The 12,954-nt window shown below is 42.5% G+C and carries 11 protein-coding genes; 7 read left to right on the plus strand and 4 right to left on the minus strand.

The window, feature by feature from the left end; genetic code table 11:
* Positions 1 to 3 precede the first annotated feature (3 nt).
* From ATS74_RS16640 to ATS74_RS16665, 6 genes are all read left to right on the plus strand, one after another.
* Positions 4 to 486, plus strand: coding sequence for a putative 4-hydroxy-4-methyl-2-oxoglutarate aldolase (locus tag ATS74_RS16640; protein ID WP_058549981.1), 483 nt, complete (start codon positions 4 to 6; stop codon positions 484 to 486).
* A gap of 336 nt (positions 487 to 822) precedes the next feature.
* Positions 823 to 2,031 carry an amidase family protein gene (locus tag ATS74_RS16645; protein WP_058549982.1) on the plus strand — a complete coding sequence of 403 codons (1,209 nt, stop codon included), beginning with the start codon at positions 823 to 825 and terminating at the stop codon, positions 2,029 to 2,031.
* Positions 2,028 to 3,602: a gamma-glutamyltransferase family protein gene (locus tag ATS74_RS16650; RefSeq protein ID WP_058549983.1), complete on the plus strand. Its 1,575-nt coding sequence runs from the start codon at positions 2,028 to 2,030 to the stop codon at positions 3,600 to 3,602. The genes ATS74_RS16645 and ATS74_RS16650 overlap by 4 nt, the downstream gene beginning before the upstream one ends.
* Positions 3,599 to 4,423 (plus strand): sulfite exporter TauE/SafE family protein, encoded by an 825-nt coding sequence (locus ATS74_RS16655; RefSeq protein ID WP_058549984.1) that lies wholly within the window; start codon positions 3,599 to 3,601, stop codon positions 4,421 to 4,423. Before ATS74_RS16650 ends, ATS74_RS16655 begins: the two co-directional genes overlap by 4 nt.
* Positions 4,424 to 4,426: 3 nt before the next feature.
* On the plus strand, positions 4,427 to 5,656 hold the full coding sequence (locus ATS74_RS16660) for a pyridoxal-phosphate-dependent aminotransferase family protein (protein WP_058549985.1): 1,230 nt from the start codon (positions 4,427 to 4,429) through the stop codon (positions 5,654 to 5,656).
* A gap of 15 nt (positions 5,657 to 5,671) precedes the next feature.
* Positions 5,672 to 6,955 (plus strand): allantoate amidohydrolase, encoded by a 1,284-nt coding sequence (locus tag ATS74_RS16665; protein WP_058549986.1) that lies wholly within the window; start codon positions 5,672 to 5,674, stop codon positions 6,953 to 6,955.
* 290 nt (positions 6,956 to 7,245) lie between these two features.
* On the opposite strand, the gene ATS74_RS16670 is transcribed toward ATS74_RS16665, so the two are convergent.
* From ATS74_RS16670 to ATS74_RS16690, 4 genes are all read right to left on the minus strand, one after another.
* On the minus strand, positions 7,246 to 8,784 hold the full coding sequence (locus ATS74_RS16670) for a glucan biosynthesis protein (RefSeq protein WP_058549987.1): 1,539 nt from the start codon (positions 8,782 to 8,784) through the stop codon (positions 7,246 to 7,248).
* Between the two features lie 337 nt (positions 8,785 to 9,121).
* Positions 9,122 to 9,493 carry a hypothetical protein gene (locus ATS74_RS16675; RefSeq protein WP_058549988.1) on the minus strand — a complete coding sequence of 124 codons (372 nt, stop codon included), beginning with the start codon at positions 9,491 to 9,493 and terminating at the stop codon, positions 9,122 to 9,124.
* A 472-nt stretch (positions 9,494 to 9,965) separates the two neighbouring features.
* Positions 9,966 to 10,514: a hypothetical protein gene (locus ATS74_RS16685; protein ID WP_058549990.1), complete on the minus strand. Its 549-nt coding sequence runs from the start codon at positions 10,512 to 10,514 to the stop codon at positions 9,966 to 9,968.
* A gap of 121 nt (positions 10,515 to 10,635) precedes the next feature.
* A complete protein-coding gene (locus ATS74_RS16690; protein ID WP_058549991.1) occupies positions 10,636 to 10,932 on the minus strand; it encodes a hypothetical protein in 297 nt (98 codons plus the stop codon).
* A 551-nt stretch (positions 10,933 to 11,483) separates the two neighbouring features.
* Between ATS74_RS16690 and ATS74_RS16695 the strand changes: the two genes are divergently transcribed.
* Positions 11,484 to 12,638 carry an IS110 family transposase gene (locus ATS74_RS16695; protein WP_058549992.1) on the plus strand — a complete coding sequence of 385 codons (1,155 nt, stop codon included), beginning with the start codon at positions 11,484 to 11,486 and terminating at the stop codon, positions 12,636 to 12,638.
* Positions 12,639 to 12,954 lie beyond the last annotated feature (316 nt).

The following is a 12,954-nucleotide window of genomic DNA, read 5'->3' on the forward strand; positions in this document are numbered from 1 at the left end:
CCCATGGATAACTTTACAACCCCCGATTTATTTGACGATCACCTCGAGAGCGTACAAGTAGCCGACAGCGGCCTGCGCCATTTTGGTAAAAAAACCACGTTTAGTGGCCAAGCAGTTACCGTTACCTGCCCAGAAGACAATTCATTTGCCGCTGATATACTGCATGAAAACGGCAAGGGCAAAATATTAGTTATTGATGGCTTTGCCAGTAAACGCTTTGCTTTTATAGGCGATATAATGGCAGAGCGCGCATTAAAAAATGGCTGGGAAGGCGTTGTTATTAACGGCTGTTGCCGCGATATAGAAATACTTGCCACTATGGATTTACCCGTAATGGCGCTTGGCTCAACTCCGCGTAGTACTTTAAAGCGTGGGTTTGGTGATAAAAACCAAACAGTAACTATGCTTAGCACCACAATTAAGCCAAATGATTGGTTATACGCCGATGTAAACGGCTTAATAATTAGCCCAAACGCACTATTGTAAACCCCCGACTTACAACCAAGATGGTGCAAACACGCACCAACTTGGTGTATTTTCACCTCTAAATTACGCCCTCTTTATTGCTTAAATTTTTATAAACACCATACAAACCCATAAAAACCTGACCGAACGGACAACTTTATTGTATTTGGCATTGCTTTTGCTTAGCTTTTAGGCAATATAATAAGCTAACCGATTAAAAAGCGGATCAGGCTCTGTAAAATAAAAATAAGATGTTACGCAGTGGGCTGAAAAATAATAATAATTAATTCGTCTTTTTAATCACCCTAAATCTGATTATAACCAGTTGGTCAGATTTACTTTATAACGAGTGGTGATATGAGTACCAAAACACATAATAATTTTACCGGTATTTTTTGTGACCATGGCCCAAAAGCATGGCAAACACACACCCACGGCGCACTTATCAATAAGCGCCTTGCAGTAAAAGATGTATTTGCTGTTAAAGGTGAGCGCAACAGCGCAGGTAACCCTAATTGGTTTAAAGCAGCAAAACCTGCCCAGCAAACAGCAAGTGCGGTAAATAAGTTAATGAACGAGGGTTGTAGCTTTACAGGCTTTACCCACACCGATGAGCTTGCTTACAGCTTAGAGGGGAATAACATTCACTATGGGGCGGCACAAAACCCAAAACTTAGCGGTCATGCAAGTGGCGGTTCGAGTATGGGATCGGCGGCCGCCGTTGCTGCTAACTTAGCCGATATTGGCTTAGGTACCGATACTGGCGGCTCTATTAGAATACCCGCAAGTTACTGCGGCTTATTTGGTATAAGACCCAGCCATAACGTGATTGAAAAAGACGGCCTAATTCCGCTAGCTCCCCCTTTTGATACCATTGGCTGGCTTACCCAAAGTGCAGAACTACTAAGCGATGTAGGCAATGTACTGTTACCAAATCAAGCTATTAATAACGTTGATACTTTAGTAATTTGTGAGCCGTTATTTGAGCTAGTAAGCCCTGCTTTACAAACACCTATTAAGCAACTACTTGAAAAAACCAAGCCTTATTTTAAGCACCATAAAGAATTTGAACTGCCTAATAGCAACTTATTAAGCGAACTCGCTGATAGTTTTAGAATATTGCAAGGGCGCGCAATAGCTAAAACGCATAAAGATTGGCTTCAATTGCCAGGGCAACTTCCCCAGTTTGCTCCGGCAATTGCGGCACGTTTTAAAATGGCACTGGCACTAACCGCCCAAGAAGAGCAAGAAGCACTAAAAGTACAAACTCAGTGGCAAACACTAATAACTAAAAACCTAAACACAAAAAGTTGTTTATTTTTGCCAACCACACCCACAACCGCACCTAAATTGGGCACCAACACAAGCGCCTTACGTATGCAAATTATAACTTTATCTGCCATTGCGGGCTTGAGCCGCTCGGCGCAAGTTCACTTACCATTGGCTAATTTAGAAAATGGCCACCCATATGGGTTTTCATTAATGATGAGCCACGGCAACGATAAAAGCCTACTTGCCTGCGTACAACAATTAGCTGCACACTTTAAACAGGACACACCTGCATGAGCACACACAACATTGCATTTACTGCCCCGCACTTTTCAGCGACCGAGGCAGGCACCTTTATACTAAAACAAGGCGGTACAGCCACAGAAGCAATGGTAGCGGCTGCGGCTGCGATTAGCGTGGTTTACCCACATATGAACTCGATTGGCGGCGACAGCTTTTGGCTTATTGATAACCCAAACCAAAGCCACCCTACCGCAATTGATGCATGCGGGCGCGCACCAAGCGACATAAGTGCCTACAGCAATGAGCCACACATACCAGAGCGAGGTGGTTTAAGCGCATTGACTCAAGCGGCTACGCTTCGTGGCTGGCAAAAAGCACTTGAGGTAGATAAGCACGCAGCATTGCCACTAAGTACTATTTTAGCGCCTGCTATTAAGCTTGCCCGCGAAGGTTTTACTGTTACAAAAAGCCTGCAAGCGGGCTGCGAAAAACTGGCAAGTGTTGCCAATACTAACGATGCCTTTAAAGCGCTATACATCCCCAACGGTAAACCTTTACAAGCAGGGCAACACTTTAAAAATCCAAAACTTGCCAATACCTTTGAGCACTTAGCCGAGCATGGCTTAAACGCTTTTTACCAAGGGCCGTTAGCAGAGTCGTTTGCAAACGATTTAGCTGCCGCAGGCAGTGCAATTACACGCGCAGATATTGCCAATACTCAGGCCGATTTAGTAACGCCGCTCAGTGCTAATTTATCGGGCATACAGTGTTATAACTTGCCCGCCCCCACGCAAGGCGTGCATTCTTTGCAAATAATTGGCGCTGTTAATAAACTAAAACATTTAGCCAAAACAGAGGCTGATTGGATGCACTTAATTGTTGAGGCAACCAAACAAAGCTTTACCCACCGCCCTATACTTTGGGCCGACCCAGATGCGCTTGGCGATGATTATAAAAACGCACTAACTGATGAGCGCTTAAATGCGCTTGCCAGCAATATAGATATGAGCCAAGCCAAGCAATGGCCATTTAATGCAGAGCCAGGCGATACCGTTTGGATGGCAGCACGTGATAAAAACGGCCAACTAGTGAGCTTTATTCAAAGTGTTTACTGGGAATTTGGTAGCGGCATTTTGATGAGCGAAGGCGGCTTTGTATGGAATAACCGCGGTTTAAGTTTTAGTTTAAATAGCAACGATGCCAATGCCTTAAAAGCGCATAAAAAACCGGCTCATACACTTAACCCTGCTTTAGCAAAATTTGACGATGGCAGGCGCCTTGCCTACGGCACCATGGGCGGTGAAGGGCAACCTCAAACACAAGCCGCAGTATTTACAGGTTACGCGTGGCGTAATAAATCGATTAACCAAGCGGTGAGCGACCCGCGCTGGTTACTTGGCCGTACATGGGGCGACACCAGCACTAATTTAAAAGTAGAGCAAACCCTAGCCTCACAAATTAAACATGAATTAAATCAACGTGACCACGACTGGGTAAGCGTTGATAATAACAATGAAATGATGGGCCACGCGGGTGCAATTTTAGATACGCCTATCAGCCTTGAAGCAACAACCGATCCTCGTTCAGATGGTCGTGCAACAGTAACTACAGCAGGAACACAATGACAGAAATAATAAACCAATGGCCCATTATTGTGGCCTTAATAGCAACCGGCATTTTTGCAGGTATTTTAGCAGGCCTATTTGGTGTAGGCGGCGGCATAGTAATTGTGCCTGTGCTGTACTTTTTATTGCAAGGTTTTGGTGTAAGCCCTGAGTCGGCCATGATGATAGCAACCGCGACATCGCTTGCCACCATAGTGCCTACGTCTATTTCGTCTATTCGCTCGCACCATGCAAAGGGCAACATTGACCTTGCTTTAATTAAATACTGGGCGCCGTTTATTTTAGTAATGGCCGTTGTAGGCAGTTACTTAGCGCACACAATACGTGGTAATGCACTGGTACTTATGTTTGCTTGTATTGCCATTTTAGTTAGCCTTAACATGTTATTTAGAGCCGGCGCCCCTGCCCTTGTAAGTAAGTTACCGGGTAAATTTGGTCAAGGCATAATGGCAAGTATTGTCGGTGGCTTATCGGTAATGATAGGTATCGGCGGCGGCACAATTGGTGTACCCATGCTAAACGCATTTAACGTACGTGCCCATGTTGCCGTAGGCACTGCAGCCGTATTTGGCTTACTTATCGCGCTACCAGGCGTAATTACCTTATTAAGTATTGGCACAACGCCAACCGATGCTCCCCTAGGTACGTGGGGGTTAGTTAACCTCCCTGCCTTTTTTCTTATTATTCCGCTAACTATTTTGTTTGCGCCTATTGGCGTAAAAATTGGTAGCAAGCTGGATCAAAAACAATTAAAACGCGCTTTTGCCGTTGTCTTAATGATAACGGGTATTCGCATGCTTATTCAGACTCTGGGAGCCTAAAACATGTTTAGCAACACGCAAATTCAAACTTTAAATCCGCCGCAACGTTTACTAATGGGGCCAGGGCCAATTAACGCAGATCCACGCGTACTGCGTGCTATGTCGGCGCAGCTAATTGGCCAATACGACCCAGTAATGACCGGTTTTATGAACGAAACCATGGCCCGCTATCGCGAAATATTTAAAACCAAAAACGAATGGACCATGTTAGTTGACGGTACATCACGCGCAGGAATAGAAGCCGTTTTGTGCTCTATTTTACGCCCAGGCGATAAAGTACTTGTGCCTATTATGGGGCGCTTTGGCCACTTACTCGCTGAAATAGCCGAGCGTGTAGGCGCTAAAGTGCACACCATAGAAGTACCATGGGGCGAAGTATTTACTCCCGAGCAAATAGAAAAAGCCATTGTTGATGTAAAACCCCATGTACTTGCCATGGTACAAGGCGATACCTCTACAACCATGAACCAACCGCTTGAATACATTGGTGATATTTGCCAAAAGCACGATGTATTATTTTACTGCGATGCCACCGCCTCAATTGTAGGTAACGATTTACCCGCCGATGAGTGGAAACTCGATGCGCTTTCGGTTGGTTTGCAAAAATGCTTAGGTGGTCCCTCTGGCTCTGCGCCATTAACACTTAGCGACAAATGCGCCGATTGGATCCAAAAACGTAAAAAAGTAGAAGCGGGTATTCGCACCGCAGAGCATACCGATGGCACCGAGCCATTTGTACGCTCTAACTACTTTGATTTAGGCATGATCATGAATTACTGGGGCGAAGAGCGCCTCAACCATCATACCGAAGCCACAAGCATGCTTTACTGCGCATCCGAATGTGCCCGCATTGTAATTGAAGAAGGCGTAGATAACTGCGTTGCCCGCCATAAATTACATGGCGATGCCATGCTAACCGGTATTCAAGCGCTGGGCTTAAACGTATTTGGTGATTTAAACCACAAAATGAACAACGTGCTGGGTGTTTATATACCTGAGGGTATTAATGCCGATCACGTACGCGCTCAAATGCTAACCGACTTTGGTATTGAAATTGGCACCTCGTTTGGGCCACTGCATGGCAAAATTTGGCGTATTGGCACCATGGGTTACAACGCCCGTAAAGATGCCGTACTGCAAACATTGGCAAGTTTAGATGCCTGCTTACATGCCAACGGTTACAAAGGCCCTAAAGGCGAAGCCGCTATTGCCGCCCTTACCCATTATAAATAATAAAAAGGATTTAGCATGACGATTGCAAGCCCCTCTCTAGCGCCATTATTAAATAATGAGCTAGCTAACACCTATGCTGCGCGCGCCTTAGCGCGCTGTAAAACACTCAGTGGCTTATCGCAAATGCAGGGCGGTATTCACCGCGTGTATTTATCTAAAGAGCACAAAGAGTGTAATAGCGTTACTGCCGCGTGGATGGCTGAGGCGGGCATGCAATCGTGGCAAGACGAAGTAGGTAATTTATGGGGTCGGCTAAAATCGTCAAACCCAAACGCTAAACGTTTAATTATTGGCTCACACCTCGACACCGTACCAAATGCCGGTGCATTTGATGGCATTTTAGGAGTGTTACTCGGTATTGAAATAGCCGCCCTTGCGAATACACTTAAGCTTGATTTACCGTTTCATTTAGATGTTGTAGGTTTTTGTGATGAAGAAGGCACCCGCTTTGCCACCACTTTAATTGGCTCAAAAGCACTGGCAAACGAGTTTGACCCGCAGTGGTTAAATATAGAAGATACAAACGGCATTACTATGCGCCAAGCCATGCTCGACTTTGGCCTAAACCCCGCAAACTATGCAAAAGCAGCACTAAACAAAAATGAGTTACTCGGTTACTGGGAAACCCACATAGAGCAAGGCCCCGTGCTTGAGTCGGTAAATCAGGCATTAGGCATTGTTACTGCCATTGCAGGGGCAAAGCGCGCTATGATCACCCTAACAGGTCAAAGCGGTCACGCTGGTACTACGCCTATGAATTTACGTCAGGATTCGTTAGCAGGCTGCGCCGAACTGACTCTTGCCATAGAGCAACTAGCAAAAAGTGCGAGTAATGGCGAAGTAGCCACCGTTGGGCAAATTCAAGCACGCCCAGGCGCTACAAACGTTATTGCCGGTAAAACCACCATTAGCCTTGATGCACGCGCTCAAAACGATGACGACCTAGCCATATTACTTAATGCAATACATACCCGCGCAGATCAAATTGCAACATCGCGTAATTTAACGCTTGATTGGCAATGGACACATGCGGCCGACGCCGTAGCGTGCGACACTAAAATTCAGCATTTATTTACTAGCGCATGCAAACTTAATAACCAAGCCTCACCTTCACTTGCCTCAGGCGCAGGGCACGATGCCATGGCCATAGCCCCTATTTGCCCTGTTGGTATGTTGTTTATACGCAGCCCTGGCGGCATAAGCCATCACCCAGCAGAAGCCGTTATAGACAGTGATGTAACAAAGGCACTAAGTGTAATGTACAGTGCACTTGTGCTGTATGTGAAAGAGTTAGGCTAAAGTTGAACAAAAGAGCTAAATTAGTAGCTCTTTTAATTTTGAGAACATTGGATGTTAAAAAACATTTTATTTCTAATAGCTTGTGTATTTATAACTGTGGCAGCCTGGCTTGTCTTTCAAGTTTTTGGTCAGCATACCTTTGCAATAATGCTATTAATTACAGCCGCAATCGTATTTAAAACCGTTTGGGTAAAATTCAAACATAAAAAATAGCTTTAAAATTTGAAGGGCTATATAAAGTACCGCAATATATAACTCTTCAATTTAGTTTAATACTGATTGAAGCAGAGCTATTCAATCGTTACCTTTGCATCACTTACCCACGTTTCGGTTATCGCTTCATCATTTTTATCCACTAAATACGCGCGTATATGCGTTGGGTTATTGTTAGATTGCTTGTAATCAAACGCTAATCGCCATTGGTTAGTTCCCACTATAGGGTAAGCGCCAATTGGCTCTAGTATTTCGCCGTTACTGGCTTCAACTATAGGTTTTATACCACTTTCCCTATCGAGCCCTTTAAATACAGGCCCTTCAAAGTCAATCACCATTTTGTTCACGCCCTTAGGAATAGGCTGACCAGGAATTCCACCCTGTCCTTGACGAGTATTCACAACACTTGCTAACTCTTTTGATTTTGGGTCGAGTGGACGCCATTCAATATCATAAGAAAACGTAAATTCATCGCCTTTACGCGCCTCTTTTTCAGGTACCCAATAGGCAACAATATTGTCAAACGTTTCATCTTTTGTAGGAATTTCAACTAGCTGTACAGCACCTTTACCCCAATCCCCCTGAGGCTTTATCCACGCTGATGAACGCTTATTGTAAAATACGCCATCGTCTTGGTAGTTATTAAAATCACGATCCCTTTGAATTAAACCAAAGCCTTTAGGGTTCTCATCAATAAAGCTATTGGTCGATACCGACTGAGGGTTATTTAACGGTCGCCAAATGTACTGCCCCGATCCAGTATGAATCGCTAAGCCATCACTATCGTGAATTTCTGGGCGCCAATCTTTAGCTTCTGTTTTATCTTTTTCTGAGTACCAATACATACTCGTTAATGGCGCTATACCTAAACGCTCTACATCGGCGCGCATATACAAATTAGCACTCACAGAGGTGATATGGCCTTTGGCTTCTTTGTTATCTTTACTTAAACCAAACCGATAAGCACCGGTGATAGAGGGCCCTTCAAGCAATGCCCAAACAGACACACTTTCACCTTTTTTTTCTGCGGGACCAATCCAAAATGCAGAAAAGCGCGGAAATTCTTCTGGTTGATTCATACCCGTATTAATCGCAATACCGCGAGCCGACAATCCATATTGCCCTTGTGGTCCATCGGTACGAAAATAAGACGCTCCCAAAAACGATATCCAATCTGGTTTTATATCTGGGCGCATAATTCTAAAGCCTGCAAACCCAAACCCTTCTGGCAGGTCGTGGGCAGGGCTGTCGTCAGGCATATCAAAAAGCTCATTACTAAAAGGTACATTTTGCACCTGATTTTTATCGTCTCTGATGTAAATACTTACTGGCTCAGGAAAATATCGGCCAGGGTAAAATAATTGTACAGGCGCCTTTTTTCCACTAGGGTATAAGGTTTCATCTTCTTTAAAGCGTATTTTCCAATGTTCGTCATACGTAATTTTATCAATTAACTCCGGCGCTGGCACTTTAGTTGCCGTATAGGGCTTTTCGGCAGAGGCTTTTGCCAGCGCTTTTAAGTCTTCGAATGAGAACTCCGTTTTATCTACTGCTTCTGTCGCGTAAGACGACATCGAAGTGCTAAAAATAATTGCGATAAATAACTTTAATTTCATAAAAAGAATGTCCAATAAATTGAGTCAAATAAAAATGGGAACGCTGCACGAACGCATGTTTAACTTAAAGTTCTGTATGGATATTACGTTACGTAATATGAACTAGCGTTTACTAAAGTATTGTTATTTGTCTCTTCGTTAATTTGTTTTTGGTGCGGCGCGTTTGATGGTATCGCTGAAGTGAAAATAAGTGGGGATAGCGCAATTGATTATTAGATCGCTGGTATTCAAATGGATAAGGGTTGTATTTAGGTGGTGGAAAACGAAGAGGCTCACCACTTTTAAAACTTGCAATTAATGGCTGAATTTTACTAGTCGTCCACCTTAGGGCCTATTGTTAGCGCGTACTTTGCTGAATACTTGGCTTTTCCCAACCAAGAATATTTACGCAATAATTTACACCAACCACTAAATATTCCGTTATTTCTGAATTACCACACGATGAAAAACCATTACGCTTACTTTCTAAGTCGAACCAGCCACCAGTAATTATTTCGTAGAGCCACCCTGCTTGTAAGGAACATTCAGGCCAAAACTCTAGCAAGTCACCTTCATCTAAGACTCGAAAACCTGCAGGCTCTTCGAAAATAATATCAATTTTATCACCGTCAATAGATATTGTAATTGTTAGGAGATCAACATCAAAATTAAGGTTTATAACCTCAATAGTATTTGTTGAATTATCACTCTCTAAAATTTTATATTTCACAAAACCTCTGAGTACCGCTAACGCCTCGTTAACCGGAGCATAGGTTGATAGCGTTTTTGCGCCTTTTGTTTTCTGAAAAAATGATGACGACCGTCTACGCTTCTGTGCTTAACGACTTATTAGGTGTTTTTATCACTTTTGTTTGGAATGTCATTGCACAAAGAACACTCTACACCTTTACGTGATTGATATAGCCTTGAACATATAAATATTGTTGTTGTGATTGAAGACCAAGTACAAGCAAAGATTAATGCTTCTTGGACTGAATGCTGTTTAAGCAACTCAACTATAAAAAGTAAGGCAGCTACTCCAAGAAATACTTTTAATGCTCTAACGAACCAAAACTTAAATCCCATTTGAACTCCAAACCTGAGAAACACCTAACGCCCGCATAATGGGCGGATTAGCTTGGCTATAATTAGCGAAGAATGAGCGCCAGCCAAGCGAAAGACGTCCATTATTAATGCGTTTGTTAGGCACTTTTAACCGATAGGTATTCTTTGTATTGTTCTTCCATCTCTTTTTGTATCCATTCTTCTGTTACACCAAATTTTTCCCATACTTTTAAGTAAATAGTGTCAATTAATCGGTCTGTAACTTGAAATAAATAAATCATATCTTGAAGCTCTTTAAGCATAACGACAATGCCATCACTTGTAGGGTCACAAAAGTGAGTAGCATAATCATAGAAGAAATCATGAGCTAGCCAATTACGTTTTTTCAGTGATAGGTTGAGCCTTTCTTCTATTTTAATGGGGATTTCAATTTTAGATTTAATTTGATTTAGTAGCCTACCAAAGGTTTGCTTGTTTAAGTGATCATATATATCTAACCACTCTTGCTCTGTTAATGCCGATTCATCAAGTAATTGGTATGCCATAGCAAAGTTGACCATACCTTTTTCTAAGCATTGACCTGCATAGGAAGCTAAGCCATAAAATGCAAATACCTCTTTTTGATCTTTATCTTCAATTGGAGGTATTGGGTTTATATCTTCTATTTCGATATTGTCAACGAGCATAATTGACTCACTAAATTCCTAACGCCCCATTAAGGGGAAATTTATTGTTGGCTATAATGTTGAACGGAGTGAAAATAGCCAACTGTAAATTTTCCCTCTTGAATGGCTTGTTATATTTACATTACTCTAATACTTGGTTTAGGTATGTTTCGACATCAGCGCTTTCATCATTAGCTAATTTAATCTCAAGAATGAAGATAGATAGTGCAAACCAACCAATAACAAGACCAAAACTGAAGACTAAAAATAAAACTACAGCAGGAATACCGCACCAAATTAACATTGCCAGTAATCGGCTGGTAATATTCAATGGCTTATCTTTTCGATATAATTTTACAGCGTTATTCACGATCTCGATTTTCTTACTATGCTTGAGGTCTTTTAACCTTTTGTCATCATAGAGTTTAAAATAAAACATTAAACCTCCTTGTAAATATAACGCCTCAATAATAAGTGAACCATGTGCTGGCGGGCGATTTGCTCAGCAAATGGCATGACAGCCTTGGTGAATCTTAATTTATTGACTTGTTAGCTTTGCATTACTCATTTACTTTCAAGTTATTAGCTTTAAGCCAGTAGCCTGACATTTTATAATAAGTAATAAACCACCCTAAAATACTTATTATAACACTTAGTCCATACTGTCTTGTCAAAGGTACATAAACTATAAATAAGATCATAGCCAATGAATATAAACCAACTGTCGACCAAAAAACTTTAGACGAAACAAGTTTTAAACGTACTTTGCAACTAGAGCAGTTGAAGTAAAATGGAAACCGACTAAAAGATAAGCCAAACGGCTCAATTTCATGGTTACACTTTGGACAATTTCCGTGACTCAAAATACCTCCTTGTAAAGCTAGACATAATGACTCCCACACGGTGTTAGCCTCCGCTTTTCGTGGGTTAGCTTAATTCAAAGCCAGAGCCATAATTAGTTTGTCAATTAACTAAACAGCAGAGGCTAACATGAACAAACATAGCATACTTTTTATCGGACTTGATACACATAAAGAATTCAATGAAGTCGCCTATATTGAAGAACATAGAGGCTCTCAACCTGTTCACCTTGGTCGATTTTCTTCTTCCAAAGTGGCCGTTCAAAAGCTTGTTCGTCAGTTTGAATCTAAATACCCTGGCGCAACGCTACACTTTGTTTATGAAGCAGGCCCTTGTGGTTATTGGATTTACAGATTAATCACAAGCCTTGGCCATTGCTGTTATGTGGTTGCCCCGTCTCTTATTCCTAAAAAACCAGGCGAGAAGATTAAAACCGATAAACGTGATGCCCTTAAGCTCGCTAAATTACTTAAATCTGAAGATTTAACACCTATCTATGTTCCCGAGCCTGAAGATGAAGCCGTACGCGATTTATCTCGCGCACGCGAAATAGCCATGAAAGATTTAAAAGATGCTAAATATCAATTAAAAGCGTTGATGCTTCGCAATAATATTAATTACAAAGGCACCGCAAATTGGTCACAAAAACATTTACGTTGGCTCACTGAGCTTGTGCTGCCACATCCCGCGCAGCACATTGTCTTACAAGAGTTTTTACAAACAATTACCGAGCGAATAAGCCGACCTGAAAGACTAGACAATGAACTAACACATCACGTCCATCAATGGCGTTATTATCCCGTTGTTAAAGCAATACAAGCAATGCGAGGTGTTCGCTTGTTGGTCGCCACCGGCGTTGTGGCTGAGCTTGGTGATTTATCGCGCTTCGACCATCCCCGTAAATTAATGAGTTATCTCGGTCTTGTACCCAGTGAACACTCGAGTGGTGGCAAACGCCATATTGGCGCTATCACAAAATGCGGAAACGGCCGAGCAAGACGCCTTCTCGTTGAAGGTGCACACACTTATCGGTATGCGGCAAATATATCGACAGATATGCAAAAACGACAAGAAGGTTTACCAAAGGACATTATTGATATTGCGTGGAAAGCACAACTTAGGCTCTGCAAGCGCTATAAAAAAATGATAGCCAAAGGGAAACACTACAACCTTGTTGTCACCGCAATTGCCCGAGAAATGATTGCGTACATATGGGCCATTGCAAAAGAAGTGGTACTTACGCCAGTGAACGCAAAACTTAGATTGGCAAGAGTACCCGCATGATAAACGAATTAGAGTTAATGCATGGGATCAAGCATCGGGTGTGGCACAACCACCGACGGCGTTAGGATGGCAATGCAGCTAACGCTGCATTGAACCACGAACATAGACTGAAGACAGGTGCCACGACGGAATAAGTAAGGTCTGCTCTGTTGCTAGAAATAGTAATAACCAACGAATATCAGCAAGATAACCGACGAAATTACTTGCTTCATCTTATGTATTAACTCGCTCTAATTCGAGCTAAAGTAATTATGGCTTAAAAAAGTTAGGCAGGGATCAGTGCGTTTAACTTGACAGTGGGAGTCATACCAACGCC

Source organism: Pseudoalteromonas sp. H103 (assembly GCF_001469205.1).
GTDB classification, from domain to species: Bacteria; Pseudomonadota; Gammaproteobacteria; order Enterobacterales; family Alteromonadaceae; genus Pseudoalteromonas; species Pseudoalteromonas carrageenovora.